This window comes from Burkholderia sp. M6-3, from assembly GCF_050858985.1.
Lineage (GTDB): Bacteria > Pseudomonadota > Gammaproteobacteria > Burkholderiales > Burkholderiaceae > Paraburkholderia > Paraburkholderia caledonica.
In genome coordinates this window covers 510,332-528,305 of the sequence record NZ_CP110091.1, presented here as the reverse complement: position 1 = coordinate 528,305, position 17,974 = coordinate 510,332, and the positions used below count along the sequence as shown (strand labels likewise).

Below are 17,974 nucleotides of genomic sequence, written 5' to 3'. Positions count from 1 at the left end.
GTTTGTGAAACTCAGGAGCTTTCAATGAAATTGTTCAGGACGATCGCGGCATTGGCCGCATTGTGCGCATTCGGCGCGGCAGCACCCGCATGGTCGCAGACGAAGACGATCTACATCGGCATGAATGGCGGTCCGATGGAAAAGGCGTACACGAGCCAGGTGCTGCCCGACTTCGAGAAAGCGAACAATGTGAAAGTAGTCGTGGTGCCGGGCACGTCGTCGGATATTCTCGCCAAGCTGCTCGCAAACAAGGCGAGTCCGCAGATTCACGTGGTGTTTCTCGACGACGGCGTGATGGCGCGCGCGGTCAGCATGGGCGTATGCAAAAAGCTCGACGACTCGCCGGTGCTCAAAGAACTCTATCCGTTCGCGCGTATGAAGGACGACATGGGCGCGGGCGTGCAACTCGGCATGACCGGTATCGCATACAACAAGAAGCTGTTCGCTGAAAAAGGCTGGGCGCCGCCTACGTCATGGATGGATTTCGCCGATCCGAAATACAAAGGTAAGGTGGTGTTCCAGTCCGCCTCGAGCAGCACGTTCGGCCTGCACGGTTTCCTTGCGATCAACCGTTTGATGGGCGGCACCGAGCAGAACGTCGAACCGGGCTTCACGAAATGGGCCAGCACGGTTGGCCCCAACGTCGTCGAGTACGTGCCGAACTCGGCGAAGATCTCGGAAATGGTGCAAACCGGCGAGGCCGGCCTCTTTCCGCTGACGCCGACCGCCGTCGGCGATCTGGCCGATAAGGGAATTCCGGTTGGCTATGTGAATCCGAAGGAAGGTCCCGTGCTGCTGCTCGTTGATCTGTGCGTGGTCAATAACAATCCCGACCCGCAACTTGCACAAAAGCTCGCGCAGTTCCTGCTGTCCGCGCCGGCGCAGACGAAAGCCGCTGAAGCCGGACGCCAGATTCCGACCAACCGTCTCGCGAAAATGACGCCGCCGATGCAGCAAAGCCTCGGCAACGTGGAAGACCTCGTGCGCAAAGTCACGGTGGTGGATTGGGACACTATCAACGCGCACCGTGCGCAATGGGACACGCGCTGGAACCGGCAGATCGAACGCTAGGCTTCCCCGCTTCGCTTGAATGAAACGCGCGCCATACTAATACGAGGCGCGCGTTTTTATGTCATGTTGATGGCAGCTCAGAAGATCACCGAAATCGCCACCGCCAGCCAGATTGCCATGACGCCCGCAAGAAACAGATGACGCGCAATGCGTATCCTGACGTCGCTTGTCTCCGGCTCCACGGGGCTCGTGGCCATCCACGGTACAAGCCCGAGGCATCCAAAGCCGATCAGCGCGAGTACGAACACAATAATGTCGGCAACACGCCACCCGGTCGGCTCATACATTCCCCAGTAGCCGAGGAACGCGATACCGATGGAGAAAATCGTGGCCGACGCCGCGCTGAGCGCGGGCACTGATCCGATTGGAGCCGGCATGTTCACCTCCGGTCATTGAGCGGTTACGGCAACCTCCAGTCACACGACTCGCGACTTGCTACCCGAGGCTTACGACGTGCGCGTTTGCCTCGCTTCATACGTCTTCAGATGGCTATACGCGATGCGCAACAACGTCAAAGCGTGTTCGCCGTTTTGCGCTTCGCCGCCGCGCGAGATCAGATCGCCGAGGATGTGATCTGCCTCAGTATGCGAGTGATTTTCCACGTCGCGCAACATGGACGCAGTGAGCGGAGACGGTGTAAAGAGCGTTTGCGTTGCGCGCGCATCGAAGTCTGGCGCCATCGCAAAGCTGTTCTGTTCCGCAACCGCGCGACACTCTCCGAGCAGGCTTTCGATTACGCGCTTGCCGTCGGGCGCGGACAGTATGTCGCCGATCGAACCGCGCATCAGACAAGTGCTCGCCGCCAGCGTGGCGAGGAACACCCACTTCTCCCACATGCGCAACAGGATGTTCTCGCTGACGGTGACGTCGAAGTTCGCGCCGGCCATTGCATCGGCAATGGCTTGTACGCGTTCGGATACGCCGCCCGCCAGTTCCCCGAAAGTAACCGCATGCATCTCGTTCAGGTGCACGATCTGCTGATCCGCGTTGAGCGTTGCAGCAATCACGCATTGGCCGCCAAGCACTCGCGATTCGCCGAATTTCTCCGTGAGCACGTCGATATGACGCATGCCGTTGAGCATCGGCAAAATCAGCGTTGATTCGCCGACGAGCGGAGCAAATGAATCGATCGCGTCGTCGAGACTGTATGCCTTGCAGCTTAGCAGCACGAGATCGAACGGCTCGGCGTTCACGCCGGCCAGAATCGTTTTGACGTCGTGCTGAGTGAGATCGCCGCGCGGGCTCCTGATCACCAGTCCGTCGCGCTGAAGCTTGTCCGCGCGGCCCGCGCGCACGAGGAACGTGACGTCCTGCCCCGCCGCCGCGAGTCGTCCGCCGAAATAGCCGCCTACCGCCCCCGCTCCCACCACTAGAATTCGCATCTCTGACCTCTCGAGTGAATGTCGTCGCTCGAAGCAATGTAGCAAAGATCGACGCAACGCATCGGACAAGCGCCCATGCCGGGCGTGACGGGCGTGAAGTGACTCTGCGTTCTTCGTCCGGTCAACGGCACCGACCGTTCAACCTTTTGCGCACACGGTACTCTCGTACAGCGCGAGCATGCCGGCCGCGTCAACAGCGACGCAAACCCGGCACTCAGGCCGCTCGTCCCAGTCCGGCGCGGGCACGGGCATAGTGGACGGCTTCTGAATAGTCTGGCCGACCGCGATGCCGTCCGTCAGCACTCGCACAGGACCGCTGCGCGTGATGTACAGATGTGGCGCCAGTACATAAGCGACGGCCGACGAATCGTGCACGTAGATGCCCTGGAGCTGCGCGCTCTGCCGATGAAACGCCTCGTAATGCCGCGACACGTCCCACACGAACTGGCCCGCCGCGCCGCCACGGTCGCGGATCGACGCCAGATAGTCCTGGCTCATGACGGTGCGCTGCGTGACGTCGAGCCCGACAATCGCGACGGGCCACGCCGCGCCGAACACCATGTCTGCGGCATCGGGGTCGCCGAGAATGTTGGCCTCGGCTGCCGGCGTGACGTTGCCGAGCACGCCGTCCGTGCCGAATGCGCCGCCCATGATCACGACCTGCTTGACGAGCGGCGCGATCTGCGGATCTTCCGCAAGGGCCAGCGCAAGGTTGGTCAACGGGCCGACTGCAAGCAGCGTGACTTCGCCAGGATGCGCACGCACCGTGTCGACGATGAATCGGTGCGCGGGCCGTGCATCGAGCGGCGCATGTTCGGTGGCGCCCAGCGCGATGTTCCCGAGTCCGTTGTCACCGTGAATCCACGCGAGCGGCTGCGGCGCGGCTCGCTTGAGCGGCGCCGCAGCGCCGCGCGCGACCGGCACGCCCGGCGCGAACCTACCCGCAAGAAAGCGCGCGTTGTGCGTGGTGGTCTCGATCGTTGCGTTGCCGAATACGCTTGTTAATCCGAGCAGTTCGATATCCGGATGCAGCGCCTGGAACACGAGCGCCATGGCATCGTCCACGCCGGGGTCCGTGTCGTAGATCAGCTTGTGCGTGCTCATAGCGTGCTCATAGATAGAACGCGTCCGGCAGTTGTTCGCGCGCGGTCGTGTCGCGCGTGGCGCCGTGGAGATTGCCGAGCCGAATCGGCAACTCGGGACCGCCCAGTTCGATGATCACCTGGCGGCACGCGCCGCAAGGTGCAATCGGCCCCTCCGTATCGCCGATCACGGCGAGCGCGGCAAACTGGTCGCGCTGATAGCCCGCCGCAATCGCGCTGAAAAACGCGGTACGTTCAGCGCAGTTGCATAGACCGTACGACGCATTCTCGACGTTGCAGCCGTCGAACACCCGGCCGTCCCTTGTCAGCAACGCCGCGCCGACCTTGAATTTCGAATAGGGCGCATAGGCCTTTTCTCGCGCCACACCCGCGCGTTCCAACAGCTGTTCCATGTTCATGCAAGACATCCTCGATTCAATTGAGCGTAATGAACATGCCCGCGATGGTCGCGCTCATCAGATTGGAGAGCGTTGCCGCGAGCACGACACGCAACCCGTATCGCGCGACTTCGGCGCGACGTTCCGGCGCGACGGCGCTAAAGCCGCCCGTGAGCACCGCAATCGACGCAAAGTTCGCGAAGCCGCATAACGCGAACGACAGAATAGCAATGGTACGCGGATCGAGCGCATGCAAGCCCGCAGCAGTCACGCTCGCCGCATCTTTCAGGTACGGCGACAACGATGCGTATGCAACGAACTCATTGAGAATGATCTTCTGCCCGAGGAAATTGCCGGCAATCGCCGCCTCGTTCCACGGCACACCGATCAGCCATGCGAGCGGCGCGAACACCACACCGAGGACCGATTGCATCGACAGTTGCGGGTGGCCGAACCAGGCGCCTATGCCGCCAACGAGGCCGTTGAGTAGCGCGATCAGACCGACGAACGCAATCAGCATTGCGCCCACCATGACCGCGATCCTGAGGCCCACGGTCGCGCCCGAGCTAGCGGCCTCGATCACATTCGCGGGACGCTTTTCGTCGAAATTCAGGTTGTCGAGATGAACGCGGCTCGGCTCGGTTGACGGATGAATGATCTTCGCGAACAACAGCCCGCCTGGCACAGCCATGAAGGACGCCGCGAGCAGATATTCGATTCTTACGCCAAGACCCGCATAACCCGCCAGCACCGAACCGGCAACCGCGGCCATGCCGCTCGACATCACCGCGAACAGTTCGGCGCCCGTCATGTCGCGCGTGAACGGTTTGACGACCGCGGGCATTTCGCTCTGGCCGAGAAAGATCGTGGTGACAGCGGAAAACGACTCCAGCTTCGACACGCCGAGCAACTTCTGAAACACCGTGCCCAGCACGATCACGATCCAGCGCATCACGCCCAGGTAGTACAGCACGGAAATAAGCGCGGTGACGAAGATAATGGCCGGCAACACCCGCACGGCAAAGACGAAGCCACCGTTGCCGAAAACCTCGAACATTCTGGACTGCACGAGTCCGCCGAACAGGAACTCGATGCCGGCATTGCCGTAACCAAGCACGTTATTTACGCCTGCGGCCGCTGCCGCGAGAATCGTCTTGCCAAGCGGCACGAAGAGAATAAATGCGCCGATGCAGACTTGCGCGAGCAAGGCACTACTTACAGTCCGTAAGCGAATGGCGCGCCGATTCGTCGAAAAGATGAAAGCAATGAAGAGCAGTACGGCAATGCCGAGTACGTTGCGTGCGATGAGTGCCATGTCTCAAGTTCTTCATATGAAAGTGGCACTGATGCTAAACGAAACTGCTTCTGGAGAGAAATGTTTAAAGCAGGATTTAATGCGATTTGGAAAAGAACACGCGAGCCCCTTCCTCCGGTGTCAGGCCGAGATTGAAATAGCCTTCGAGCCGCTCGGCGTCCGCGTCGTTCAGCGTGAAGGACGTGCGAATGAAGCCGGACACGACCGCATGGTCGTACCACACGCTCATCCACATACGCAGCGCCAATACTTTCGGCGATCCCCAACCCCATTCGTCGTGGGTCATGATCCTCCCTTCTTCGTGCGTATTGCCGCCTGGCCGGCGCTGGTGGCTACCCTCATGGCGGGCCGCTCGTCAGGCGGGAATACGTGCCACAAACCGTTGCCGTGACGGAAGAAAAAGAGCGTCAACGTGCCCGTCTCACGTTGTGCCTCGACACATATGCAGCGTCTGTTTCCTTGGCCCGCGGATGGCTGCAACTGGATTCGAGCCGATGCTGCGCCGCTCGTGTCCAGCCACTTCTCGACCAGTTCGCGCAACGATCGCTCTGACGCCGCCATAACTCCTCCGCTCATTCGCATAGTGCATCGTAGAACGACGGTGGCAACGCCTCCATCGGCGGCGGCGGAATGTCAGATCAGGAATGCCTGCTTCAGTACTCAGGTTTTCCTGACGCGTGTCCACTATCTATTCGGCGACCAGTCCGTGCCTTATCGCATAGCGAATCAGGTCAGCGTTATTGGCCAGGCCGAGCTTCTGCATGAGTCGCATCTTGTGCGTGCTGATCGTTTTCGCGCTGAGCGCGAAAGCATCGGCAATTTCGTTCAGGCTCTTGCCGAGTGCAAGCATTTGAAGAACCTGAAACTCGCGGTCGGAAAGAATTTCGTGCGGCGGCGCGTCGCCCGAGTAAGTTTCGAAGACGATTCCCTCCACCAGTTTCGGGTCGATGAAGCGTCCGCCTTCGGCGAGCTTATGAATTGCGGCGAGCAGCACGTCGGGATTGCTGTCTTTCGTGACATAACCCGTTGCGCCCGCACGTAGCGCGCGAGAGACCACCTGTGCCTCGTTATGGATGCTCAGCACGAGCACCGGCAGCGACGGCCGTTCCGCGCGCACGCGCCGGATCAGATCGACACCGCTGATCCCCGGCATTGTCATGTCGAGCAGCAGTAAATCCACCTGACAGGTGCGCAGTTTCTCGATTACTTCAGAACCTTGCGCCGCTTCGCCCGCCACCATAATGTCGGGCGTCGTTTCGATTATCTGCTTGAGACCTCCGCGCACTAGCGGATGGTCGTCGGCAATCAGAAGCCTGATCATGTCTGAACCCCGTCCTGAAGCGGTATATGTATCGAGACCGCGGTGCCCGTTCCCGGCGCACTATCGATCAGCAGCGAGCCGCCTATCAGACGCGCCCGCTCGCTCATGCCGAGCAATCCGTATGAATAGTCGCGACGCACGGCGTCCTGATCGAAACCGCAGCCGTCGTCGCTGACATGCAGGTCGAGTGCCGTCGACGTATTCGTCAACGTGACGTCCGCTCGCGTCGCGCATGCATGCCGCGCGACGTTTGTCAGCGAAGCCTGCACGATTCGAAACATTGCGGTTGCGTGTGCATCGGACAGCACGGGCTCTCCGCCGTTCAGACGAAACTGGCAGGCAAGTCCGCTGCGCCGCCCGAAATCGTCGACGAGCCATTCGAGCGCCGATACGATTCCGTAATTGAGTGCTGCAGGCCTCAAATGGCTCGCGACGTTGCGCACCATCCAGATGGTTCTTTCAACGAGCTCGCGCATGTCGTCGGTTCTTTTCGCCACTTCCAGATCGCCGGAAAGTCGCATTTTAAGCAGCGACACGTCCATCTTGAGCGCCGTTAGCAACTGGCCCAATTCGTCGTGAATTTCCATCGCGATACGCTTTCTTTCCTCTTCGCGAATGGCTTCCATGTACGCGGACAGTTCGCGCAACTGCTCGCGCGATTCCACCAGTTCCTGCTCGATCCGCTTGCGTTCCGTAATATCGTTGAGGCCGACGAAAATCGCGGGCGCATCGTCGTAGGTCGCGACACGCGCAGTCGCGATGGCCCAGAACGTCGAGCCGTCCGCACGCTTTAACTGAACTTCGGTGTTGCGAAAGCTTCCTTCATGACGCAGGTCTTCGACAAGGCGGTCGCGGTCTGCGATATCCGCATACAACTCGGCGATGTTGCCGATATGCGTGGTCACATAATCGATGCCGAAGAGTTCGCGCAACGGCTTGTTCGTGTACAGAACGTGCCCTTCGGGCATCGACGTAATGCAAAGCGGCACCGGACTCGTTTCGACGATCGTTCGAAAACGGAACTCGCTCGCGACGAGCCGCGCCTCAGCACGCCTGCGTTCCTCGATCTGCGACTGTAGCGTCGCATTTGCGCGCCCCAGTTCGTCCGTGCGCTGCGCGACACTTGCTTCGAGGCCGTCGCGCACGCGCGACAACGCGGCCTCGGCTCGCTGACGCACGAGCACTTCGTCCTGCAATTGCCGGTTCTGCGCAATGAGTTTTTGATGCATGCCTCTGAGCGCAAGATGCGTGCTGATGCGCGCCATCATTTCGTCGACGTGGACGGGTTTCGTCAGGTAATCGACGCCGCCAGCCGAAAAGCCTTCCACCATGTCCTCGCTACCCGTTAGCGACGTCATGAAGATCACGGCGATATTGCGCGTGCGCTCGTCCGACTTGAGACGCCGGCAGGTTTCGAAGCCGTTTATGCCTGGCATCCTCACGTCGAGAAGAATCAGGTCGGGCTGCGAGAATTGCGCGCGTTGGATCGCCTCCGGGCCGTCTAGCGCGACGAGCACCTTGAAGCCGCGCGCTACCAGACTCTCGACAACGATCGCCAGATTGGCCGGGTTGTCGTCCGCGATCAGGACCGTGGGCGAGTCGTCAGCGGGAAGCGCGGTGCCGTTCATCCGACCGCCCTGCGTTCGAGTTGCTCCTCGACGAGTTGGAGTAGCGCTTTCGATTGATAGCCTTTCGCGAGGCTCAGAATCCGCGCGGCGAATGCGCGGTAATGTGGATCATGCGTCGCGACCCGTTCGGCCCACAGCCTTATCTCCTGCATATCGCCGCGGCGCGCGAGCAGATGCAACTCTTCGAGTTCGTCTTCGGGTACCGCGACAGGATGCCCAGCAGGGGCATCCTGCACGCCGGTCGTAGCGCCCGCGGGCGCGTAGGTCCATTCGAGATCGAGCAGGCGCGCGACATGCGCGAGCAGCTTCCCGAAGTCGATCGGCTTTGGAAGGAACGCATTTGCGCCGGCTTCGAGGCTGCGCTGCTCGTCTGCGCCTGACGGACTCGCGGATGTCGCGATCACCGGCACTTCCGAAAAACCCCGAATCTGCCGCAACCTGCGTGTCGCTTCGAGTCCATCCATATCGGTCATTAAGATGTCCGTCACGATCAGCGCCGGTCGCTCGCTCAACGTTTTCGCGAGTCCCTGGCGGCCGCCGGTCGCTTCAACGATCGCGAACCCGAGCCGGCCGAGAAAGTCCACCAGCACCGCACGGTTCATCGCGACGTCGTCGATCACCAGCACCTTGCGGCGCGCACCCTTGTAACCCGTCGCCATTTGCGCGTCGGCAACAACCGGCGCGGCGGGTAACGCACCCGACGCCGCCGGCAGTTCGAACCAGAATACACTGCCGCGGCCAGGCTGGCTCTGCACGTGAATTTCACTGCCCATTGCGCGCAAAAACTGCTGACTGATCGTCAGGCCGAGCCCTGTCCCACCCACGCCGCGTTCCAGATGCGCAATCTGTTCGAACGGCTCGAAAATGGTCTGAAGTTTGTCGGCGTCCATGCCGATGCCTGTATCACGCACTTCAAAACAGACGCTGTTGTTCGAAGTCATTTCGACCAGCAAGCTCACGCTGCCTTGATCCGTGAAGTTGAACGCGTTTGCGAGCAGGTTCAGCAGCACCTGACGCAAGCGCCGTTCGTCCGCGCGAACGGCGTCGGGCACGTCCGGCGCCACCCGCCAGATGAACTCGACATGCTTCTGCGCGTTTTTCACTTCGATGATTTCGCGAATCGCATCGAGTGTGCCGGCAAGCGGCACGTCGCCAATCTCGACGCGCAACCGGCCCGCTTCGATCCGCGCGAAATCGAGTGCATCTGCAATCAGTCCGAGCAGGTGTTCGCCGCTGCGTTGAATGACGCCGACGCCGTCGCGTTGTCTCTCGCTCAAACCCGGGTCGCGCCGCAAGATCTGCGCATAGCCGAGAATCGCGTTCAGCGGCGTGCGCAACTCGTGACTCATATTGGCAAGGAACTCGCCCTTCGCTCGATTCGCTGCTTCGGCGGCGCGGCGCGCCTCGCGTTCGGCACCGGCCTCCCGTTCGTCGAGATATGCGCGATGCAACCGGGCGCCCATCGAATTGAACGCCGTCACCACGCGCTCCAGTTCGTCGGGCTCGCGGGGCGCACGCCGGTTTAACTTAAGAGGTTCGGCTGGCTCGCGAAAGTCGTAGCCGTCTACGGTACGAGCAAGCACCGCAAGATGGCGCGTCACGAGCCGATTCAGAATAAAGACGATGAAAAGCGAAACAAGGAAAATGTTGGCGGCTTGAGTGACGAGAATCAGCAACGCCGTGTGTTTAAGATCGTCGTACAGATCGCTCAACGTCGCCTGCACGTATAGCGTGCCGATGCGCTGGTCGTTGCCGAGCACGCGATGCATGAGCGGGTACTCACGCGCTATCGCCGGCCCGTTGACCGGTCGGCCCGCGCTTACGAGCGTGGGCGCCGAACTCCCGCCCGACTGGCGCACTTCAGCCACACTGATATCTGCCAGACGCAGAATGCCGCCGAGTTCAAGCCGTAACTGCGCCTCGTCGAGCCGCCACAGCGCCTCGCCCAGACTGTCGCGGTAACTTTTGTCGATGTCCGAAAGGCGGTTTTCTATGAGCGCAATGCCCTGGCTGTAATCGCGGTGAATCTGCAACGCGGTCAACAACAAGGTCAGCACACAACTAAACAGGATCGCGATGGCAAGAAGCCGGAGCACGATACTGTGCCGTAACCGCCTGAGCGGATACCACCACTCCCCCATGGGGTTGACAGCCATATTGCCCCCGCAAGCATGGTGATGTCGTTACTCGTTCGGTGCTGGCGCAGCGCGCCGCTATTTCAAGCGCCCACGCCGAAAAGCGGTTGTTACCATGTTATGACGCGATGCGCGCGCGTCGCAATGTACTCTGCTTCGTTACCTACTCCATTGCTTGCCGCAGTGCGCGCCAATTTCCCGCATCGCTCAGGATGACAGCCGGATTTCAATTACGCCTTGCGGCTCGTGAACCGCACGAAGCAGCAGTTCGTCGACGCATTCGGTTAGCTCGCGAAGCATTGCCGTCGCCTCGTCATCCAGTTCCATTGGATGCGACTTTCGTAGTTCCCGCAGCGTTTCTCCAACTCGCCGGATCGCCTTGGGTCCGCTATCGACTAGCGGCCAGCAATGCATCAGATAACCTAACGGCGTGATGCTGCGTCGTTCGCACCAGATATCGAAGAGACGGAAGCAGATCGAGTTGATATGCTCCACCTCGGTCTCACGCTGCGACGGATAGGAAATCATCTCTGTTACCCGGTTAGGCCATTTTGATTCATCCATCATAGAACGGTAGTCGTCGCGCAACAGTCAGGCAGCGCGGATGATCCGTCAAGGGTATCCTGATTCGAGCGTAAGGAAATCCTGACCCCGCTCGCCGGTTCGCGCGAGCGAGGCTAAATTCCCTGCTCTCCCCGCTAAGGCGCACGCGCGCGCACGGCCACCGGCCACTGCGCCCAATACTCTTCCGGAATCTTTCGGTCAGCCGCGGACAGATAGCGGTTGTCCAGTTCTATCACTTTCCTCTCGCGCAAATTGGCTTGCGCCAGCGCGCGCTGAATGTACGGGTGAGAATCGAAGAGCCTCATATATGAGCCGTCTTTGTAAGCCGCCATGAAGCCGCGCTCTAATGTTATAGCGAGCTTAGGATCACGGCGAGCCACGTAAAAGAGAAAGTCCGACCGGTACTTGAGCAGCAAACGTTTTTCAACCGTCAGGTCGGGCTCCGCCTGCTTGCGCGCTTCAAGTTCGGGGAACGCTTCGATTACGCCTCGCGGGTAATAGTCTATTCGTCCCGCGCGCGTCATTGCGAATAACGTGTCCGTGCTGGACGTCTCCACTTTCAGGCCGGCGTCGAGCAGGACTTCCGTGTCGACCCAGTCGAGCCCTTGGCCCGCCGTCAACCGGCGCAGATCTGCTACGTTGTCGACCTTGTCAAAGTCGGCCTGACGGTCTTTCCTTATCACGAACACGCGATAGCCGATCAAGCCGCGGTTCACCGGAATGTGCACCACGTTCAGCCCGGTTTCCGCCCGGCTATCCATGCTGGTCCAAAGAAGATTAACGGAGTCGCCGTCGGCCAGCTCAGCCAGCGCGCGGCCGCGCTCCATGGCCACGTCGGCCTGACGGATCGTATAGGTGACTTTTGCCGATCTCATCGCGAGGTCCAGCACTGCAAGAGCAAATGCCGCATGAACCTCACCGCCGGTGCGGATTCGCGGATGAACGATGTCGAAGTCGGCAGATGACCCTGCATGCGGCCTGCCAAGCATGCCGGCCGTGCTCAACGCCGCGAGTACAAAGCTCCTGCGCTGCATGATCGTATCGACGTGTGGTTCTATGGCGCCCCCGATGGCGCCGTCATGTAAGTATCCTGTCACTGTGCTGAAAGCTTGGCAATGAGTAGAAGCAGACTGAACTTGCGCGGTGATCCTCGCTGCAACGTCGATTCTCTGGCATTCGACTCTCATGGAAAACCCTCGACCCACGGCGGTATGCCGAGTCAGGAAAAGCTCCGGGTAGCTCACTGTAACGACCGGTTCACTGGCGTCGCGGCACGAATGATGCTCGGGAAAATCATCAGGGTTGTTGCAAGGAGTCAACGCCATGACGCTTTGGAGTCTCTTGCGTTCGCCAGCGGAACAGCAGATCGCCGGCATGCCGGTGCCATGCTCCGTGGCCCTGCCCGACGGTCAGCGCATCGGCGCGCGCGAGCCGCGTCTGTCGTTCGAAATACGCGACACGAGGGCGCTCTTGCATCTGACTCAGGGCGCGATCGGGCGACTCGCGGAAGACTACGTGGAAGGCCGGCTGGAAATAGACGGCAGCATGCACGACCTCATGGCAGCGGCGCCGGCTTTGCTGCGCAGTGATCCCACGCACGAAACACATGGATGGCTGCTGGACCACGTGAGCCGCGCGCGCCGCGCGATCTGGGAGCACACGCACCATAGCCGCGCCAAAGACGCCGCTCAGATTCAGCATCACTACGACGTCTCCGACGATTTTTACGCGCTGTGGCTCGACCCGCTACGCGTGTACTCATGCGCCTACTTTTCTTCGCCGGATATGTCGCTCGCCGACGCGCAGCAAGCCAAGCTCGACCACATCTGCAGGAAACTCATGTTGCGCTCGGGCGAGCGCTTTCTCGACGTCGGCGCGGGTTGGGGTGCGCTGTTGCTGTGGGCTGCCGAACACTACGGGGTTGCTGCGACCGGCATTACGCTTTCCCGGAACCAGCACGCGTACGTCAACCAACTGATCGAACAAAAGGGACTTCAGGGCCGCGTGACAATCCTGCTGCAGGACTACCGGGACGTCGATGAATCCGCGACGTTCGACAAGATCGCGTCGGTCGGTATGTGCGAACACGTCGGTCGGCCGAACCTGCCGGCGTACTTTGCGAAGATGCGGCGTCTGCTCAGACCGGGCGGTCTCATGATGAATCACAGCATTACCGCGGGCGGCGCCGACAACGCGGAGGTCGGCGGCGGTATGGGCGACTTCATCGACCGATACATTTTTCCGGGCGGCCAACTGGTACACGTCAGCGTCATGATGAATGCGATGACGCGCGGCAATCTCGATCCGGTAGACGCTGAATGCCTGCGTCCGCATTACGCAAAAACGCTGTGGCATTGGGCGGATGCACTGGAAGCACATCTCGATCAAGCACGCGAAGTGCTCGGCAAGGACGCGGAGAAAATCATCCGCGCGTACCGGCTGTATCTGGCGGGATCTGCAATGGGATTCGAGCGCGGCTGGACGTCGCTATTCCAGATCGTCGCGTCGCGCCCCGCAGAGTCGGTAAAAGCCGATGATGGTCACGCGGGCCGCATGCCATGGGCTCACAGCGACTATCCGTTCAATCGGACGTACATGTATGCGCGGCACCCTGCTATTGATCGGGTCAACGAAGTCGAACGCGCGAACGGTGGGTGCGAAATTCGTTGAACCGCTGGTTTCCTTCGCCGGAAATCAGATCCACATTCAGTTCTCTGGCGAAGTGCGGAATCTGATCAAGCTGATCGCCAATCGCAAAGAGCCCTGTCGCGTGAATGCCCCTCGCCGCCCGCGTCACCCCTAGGTACGGCCGGCATTTTATATCATATTGAAATATAATTATGACCACACGGTATTCGCGTTGGCGCAGCTTTCGCGGGTATCTTCGCAGCCAAGTACAATCGACTAACTCCTCGTTCGCACCTTGTCCCGCTCCATTGTCCTGCGCTGGCTTTCCAGCTTTATTCCCGTTCCGGTCACCGTCAAATGGCAGGAGCGCGCGCGCGCATGTCTGGGTGCGCTGCTCGGTATCGCATTCACCGGCGGCTCCATGTATCTGCTGTTGGGACCGGGCGCGAACATTCCTCTGCTGGTTGCGCCGATGGGCGCTTCCGCCGTACTGCTTTTCGCTGTGCCGGCGAGTCCGCTTGCGCAGCCATGGTCGATCATCGGCGGAAATCTCGTTTCCGCGACGATCGGCGTGACGTGCGCGAACGTGATCGCCGATCCCACACTGGCGGCCGCGCTGGCCGTCGCGCTCGCCATCTGCGGTATGTTCGCGCTTCGCTGTGTGCACCCGCCGTCGGGCGCCGTCGCGTTGACCGCCGTGCTCGGGGGCCCGGCCATTCATGCGCTCGGCTACCGCTTCGTGCTCGAACCGATCGCGATACAGTCGGCCGCGCTGCTCGCCGCCGCGATCGCCTACCACGCCGCCACCGGCCACCGGTATCCGCATTCGGCACGCGCGGCGCGCGGCACGGCGGGCAATACCGCGGACGCCGACTCCCGCGCCAGCTTCACACGCGCCGATCTGGAAGCCGTACTCAAGCGCCGCAGCGAAATGCTCGACATCGACCCGGACGACCTGGAATCGCTGCTGCGCGAGACCCAACTTCAAGCCTTCTCACGCAGTTTCAACGAACTGACCTGCGAGAACATCATGTCGCGTCATGTGGTATCGGTGTCGGCGGGCACCCGCGCGGTCGCTGCATGGGCACTGTTGAAACGCAACAAGGTGAAAGCGCTTCCGGTGATCGACACTGACCACAGCCTGATCGGCATCGTTACGCGTGCAGATCTCGTCGATAAAAGAATTTTCGGCCAGTTCGTGCCGTTCATTGCCTATATAGATGGCTGGCTGCGCGGCGATGCACTGCGTGCGCCAACCGTCGGCAGCGTAATGACCACCGACGTCCGCACCGTCAAGACCAATGCGCCGATTACCGAACTCGTGCCGATGTTCGCCACCTACGGTCACCACCACATTCCTGTGCTGGATACCGCTGGCCACGTGGTCGGCATGATTACGCAAGTGGATCTCATATCCGGGCTCTATCGGCAGACAGTGGTCAAGGCGCAGCAGGCCGCGTGATCGCAGCACCGCACGGCACTGCGCGCGGTTGCACGCCAAACCGCAACGACAACGTTTGACGGAAAGTTCCGCCCTCAAAATTACATCATTTCGTGATATAATTTTTGCTTATCTACACTGGCGGTGAGCAATGAAAGAACGGTCTCCAGGATTGCGTAAAGCCGACTTCGAGCAACTGTCGGAGTTTCGCTATCAGATGCGGCGCTTCGAACGGTTCTCGGAACAGGCCGCGCAGAGCGAAGGCATTACGCCGCTGCAGTATCTGTTGCTGCTGCATATCAAGGGATACCCGGAGCGCGACTGGGCGACCGTCGGCGAACTCGCGGAGCGGCTTCAGGCTCAGCATCATGGCGTCGTCGCGCTGGTGTCGCGCTGCGAAGCACTCAATTTGGTGCGCCGTCAAACTAGCGAGACCGACCGCCGCCAAGTCGAAGTACACATTGAAAAAGCGGGCGAAAGAGTGCTTGCGCGACTTGCCGAGCTTCATCGCGCCGAGCTCAGATCGCTCAAGGGCGCCTTCCAGGTTCCTCAGATCGATCTCGACTAATCATGAACACCGACTCCCACAAGCGGGACTTCTCCGCCAACGCGCGACTGCCGGGCATTTTCGCGCTCGCCGCTTGCATTGGCGCAGTCAGCACGCTCGCAGCCTTCGTGTTGCTCAACCTGATTCATCTGTTCACGAACCTGTTTTTCTTCGGCACATTGTCGTTCGTCGAACGTTCGCCCGCCCATAACAGCCTTGGCGTTTGGGTCATTGGCGTGCCGATAATCGGCGGACTGATCGTCGGATTGATGGCGCGGTTCGGCTCGGAAAAGATTCGCGGGCATGGCATTCCCGAGGCGATCGAGGCGATCCTGTTCGGCAAAAGCCGGATGTCACCCAAGGTGGCCGTGCTCAAGCCGCTGTCGTCGGGCATCGTGATCGGCAGCGGCGGCCCGTTCGGCGCTGAGGGCCCCATTATCATGACCGGCGGCGCGCTCGGGTCGCTGATTGCGCAATGCTTCAAAGTCACGTCCGCGGAGCGCAAGACGCTGCTCGTGGCAGGCGCCGCAGCAGGCATGACCGCCGTGTTCGGCACGCCCGTGGCGGCGGTGCTGCTGGCCGTGGAATTACTGCTCTTCGAATGGCGGCCACGCAGTTTTCTGCCCGTGGCCGTGGCCTGCGCTGTGGCCGGTTTCGCTCGCGCGGCCTTCTTCGGCACAGATCCGTTGTTTCCGCTCGAAACAGCCGCGCCAGATGGGTGGTCGCTATTCTCTTGCATGATTGCAGGGCTTTTGTCCGGCGCGCTCGCGTCGGGACTTTCCGCCGCGCTTTACAAAACCGAAGACCTGTTCGGCAAGCTGCCAATCCACTGGATGTGGTGGCCCGCACTCGGTGGCGTCGTAGTGGGTATCGGCGGGTGGCTCGAGCCGCGAGCACTTGGCGTAGGTTATGACGTGATTGGCGACCTTCTGCATCAACACATTGCATTGCAGATTGCCATCGTGCTGCTCGCGGTGAAAGCCATCATGTGGGTCGTCGCGCTCGGGTCGGGTACATCCGGTGGCGTGCTCGCCCCGCTGCTGATGCTCGGCGCGGGACTCGGCACCGTTCTCTCACACTGGCTGCCCGGCAATCAACCTGCACTGTGGCCGCTCGTCTGTATGGCCGCAACGCTCGGCGCGACACTCGGTGCGCCGTTGACCGCGATTGTCTTCGCGTTCGGCCTCACCCACGACAGCAACGCGCTATTGCCCTTGCTCACTGCTACGCTGGTCGCTCACGGCTTTGCCACGGTCACTATGCGCCGCTCGATCATGACCGAAAAAATCGCGCGACGTGGTTATCACATCTACCGCGAATACGGCGTGGACCCTCTTGAGCGCCATCATGTGGACGAGGTGATGACAACCTCCGTCGAGTCGATCGAAGCAGACATGACGGTCGGCGCGGCGCTCGACAGATTCTTCGGTGCAAAGCAGACGCGTCGCGCGTATCCGGTGACGCGTGGCGCCGCGGTAATCGGTGTGGCCGACCGCGCGCTGCTCGAACAGTTTCGCGACGAGGACCCGAACCTGCGGCCCGCCATGAGCGTCGCGGACGTCTTCGCTCAGCGTTCACTGGCGTTCGCGTTGCCCTCCGAGACCTGTCGCCTCGTAGCGACGAGGCTGGCAGTACACGACCTCGAACGATTGCCCGTTGTAGCCGATGCAAAGTCGATGCGTCTTCTCGGCATCGTCTCGCGCAGCGATCTCGTCAAGCCGTCGCTCAGTCACTTTGAAGAAGAGCACAAGAAAGAGCGGTTTCGCCGTCTGACGCCGGCGCGTGGCAAACGGCGATTTGCGCCCATCGGCAAAGCGGGCTAATTGAAATCGGTTCGCTTCAATGCGAAGCGGACTGCGCCGGATAGACGAGCAAACCATCGGGCTGCACGCTGGCACCCGGCGTGATAGTCGCCGGGTTAACGTGATGCGCATCCATGATGTGCATTACCGTTTCACCGTGCATCAGCAGATAGTCCGTAATGATGCGCCGGTGACAACGCCACCACACTGCTTCTGAGCACATCATCGCGCAGCGCCGGCGATGTCCGAGTTCTCGAAGTTCAGCCAGACCCTTTTGAAAAGGGTCCGTCATGGCGTAATCGGCGTAGTTTCGAAACGCGGGGTGCGTCCAGTACCCGTTCGGAGACGGACCCTCATCCTTGCGGCGGCCACGACGCCCTCCGAGTTCCGCCAGATGCACGTACTTGATATGTGCCGGCGCCAGCGACTCCGGCAGCGTATCGCGGTTGAACTGCGGGTTAGTACGAGAACGTGGAATGCTACGCACGTCGACTAATGTTTCGATATCCGAAGTATTGAGCAAATCAATCAGTTCGGACAGCGTGCGCGTGGAGTGCCCAATTGTGAAGAACGGCCGTGCCATCATGACCTCGTCGGCTTCGTCGTGTCATCGGATTGTATCGTTACCAAGGCGAAAGCCAGCCGCCTTCCCGCCTGCAC

The 17,974-nt window shown here is 60.7% G+C and carries 17 protein-coding genes; 5 read left to right on the top strand and 12 right to left on the bottom strand.

The features are described from left to right. Positions 1-24: 24 nt before the first annotated feature. Complete coding sequence (locus tag OH764_RS19690) at positions 25-1,071, top strand: ABC transporter substrate-binding protein (RefSeq protein ID WP_020068155.1); 1,047 nt, start codon at positions 25-27, stop codon at positions 1,069-1,071. Positions 1,072-1,148: 77 nt separating this feature from the next. Here the strand turns inward: OH764_RS19690 and OH764_RS19685 are convergent, their stop codons facing one another. The 11 genes from OH764_RS19685 to OH764_RS19635 all read right to left on the bottom strand — a co-directional run bounded on the left by OH764_RS19685 (position 1,149) and on the right by OH764_RS19635 (position 11,930). Continuing rightward, a complete protein-coding gene (locus OH764_RS19685; RefSeq protein WP_088173314.1) occupies positions 1,149-1,448 on the bottom strand; it encodes a hypothetical protein in 300 nt (99 codons plus the stop codon). Positions 1,449-1,517: 69 nt separating this feature from the next. Further along, entirely contained in the window at positions 1,518-2,453 is a 936-nt protein-coding gene (gene panE / locus OH764_RS19680) for a ketopantoate reductase family protein (protein ID WP_498850423.1), read from the bottom strand. Between the two features lie 138 nt (positions 2,454-2,591). Next, a complete protein-coding gene (locus OH764_RS19675; protein WP_498850422.1) occupies positions 2,592-3,557 on the bottom strand; it encodes a nucleoside hydrolase in 966 nt (321 codons plus the stop codon). A 7-nt stretch (positions 3,558-3,564) separates the two neighbouring features. Then, complete coding sequence (locus OH764_RS19670) at positions 3,565-3,954, bottom strand: cytidine deaminase (RefSeq protein WP_110404271.1); 390 nt, start codon at positions 3,952-3,954, stop codon at positions 3,565-3,567. A gap of 16 nt (positions 3,955-3,970) precedes the next feature. After that, positions 3,971-5,248: a NupC/NupG family nucleoside CNT transporter gene (locus tag OH764_RS19665; RefSeq protein WP_392394617.1), complete on the bottom strand. Its 1,278-nt coding sequence runs from the start codon at positions 5,246-5,248 to the stop codon at positions 3,971-3,973. A 76-nt stretch (positions 5,249-5,324) separates the two neighbouring features. Continuing rightward, positions 5,325-5,534 carry a hypothetical protein gene (locus tag OH764_RS19660; RefSeq protein ID WP_087753931.1) on the bottom strand — a complete coding sequence of 70 codons (210 nt, stop codon included), beginning with the start codon at positions 5,532-5,534 and terminating at the stop codon, positions 5,325-5,327. Positions 5,535-5,936: 402 nt separating this feature from the next. Continuing rightward, positions 5,937-6,569 (bottom strand): response regulator, encoded by a 633-nt coding sequence (locus OH764_RS19655; RefSeq protein ID WP_020068147.1) that lies wholly within the window; start codon positions 6,567-6,569, stop codon positions 5,937-5,939. Further along, entirely contained in the window at positions 6,566-8,197 is a 1,632-nt protein-coding gene (locus OH764_RS19650; protein ID WP_498850421.1) for a hybrid sensor histidine kinase/response regulator, read from the bottom strand. The genes OH764_RS19655 and OH764_RS19650 overlap by 4 nt, the downstream gene beginning before the upstream one ends. Further along, positions 8,194-10,353 carry a hybrid sensor histidine kinase/response regulator gene (locus tag OH764_RS19645; RefSeq protein WP_498850420.1) on the bottom strand — a complete coding sequence of 720 codons (2,160 nt, stop codon included), beginning with the start codon at positions 10,351-10,353 and terminating at the stop codon, positions 8,194-8,196. Before OH764_RS19645 ends, OH764_RS19650 begins: the two co-directional genes overlap by 4 nt. A gap of 186 nt (positions 10,354-10,539) precedes the next feature. Continuing rightward, on the bottom strand, positions 10,540-10,860 hold the full coding sequence (locus OH764_RS19640; protein WP_498850419.1) for a hypothetical protein: 321 nt from the start codon (positions 10,858-10,860) through the stop codon (positions 10,540-10,542). A 170-nt stretch (positions 10,861-11,030) separates the two neighbouring features. Further along, complete coding sequence (locus OH764_RS19635; RefSeq protein ID WP_498850418.1) at positions 11,031-11,930, bottom strand: transporter substrate-binding domain-containing protein; 900 nt, start codon at positions 11,928-11,930, stop codon at positions 11,031-11,033. A gap of 289 nt (positions 11,931-12,219) precedes the next feature. Between OH764_RS19635 and OH764_RS19630 the strand changes: the two genes are divergently transcribed. From OH764_RS19630 to OH764_RS19615, 4 genes are all read left to right on the top strand, one after another. Next, positions 12,220-13,566 (top strand): class I SAM-dependent methyltransferase, encoded by a 1,347-nt coding sequence (locus OH764_RS19630; protein WP_498850417.1) that lies wholly within the window; start codon positions 12,220-12,222, stop codon positions 13,564-13,566. A gap of 253 nt (positions 13,567-13,819) precedes the next feature. Beyond that, positions 13,820-14,986, top strand: coding sequence for an HPP family protein (locus OH764_RS19625; RefSeq protein WP_498850416.1), 1,167 nt, complete (start codon positions 13,820-13,822; stop codon positions 14,984-14,986). 130 nt (positions 14,987-15,116) lie between these two features. Further along, complete coding sequence (locus OH764_RS19620; RefSeq protein ID WP_027777509.1) at positions 15,117-15,533, top strand: MarR family winged helix-turn-helix transcriptional regulator; 417 nt, start codon at positions 15,117-15,119, stop codon at positions 15,531-15,533. A gap of 2 nt (positions 15,534-15,535) precedes the next feature. Then, positions 15,536-17,335 (top strand): chloride channel protein, encoded by a 1,800-nt coding sequence (locus OH764_RS19615; RefSeq protein WP_498850415.1) that lies wholly within the window; start codon positions 15,536-15,538, stop codon positions 17,333-17,335. 16 nt (positions 17,336-17,351) lie between these two features. On the opposite strand, the gene OH764_RS19610 is transcribed toward OH764_RS19615, so the two are convergent. Beyond that, entirely contained in the window at positions 17,352-17,897 is a 546-nt protein-coding gene (locus tag OH764_RS19610; protein WP_498851244.1) for a DUF488 domain-containing protein, read from the bottom strand. Between the last annotated feature and the right edge of the window lie 77 nt (positions 17,898-17,974).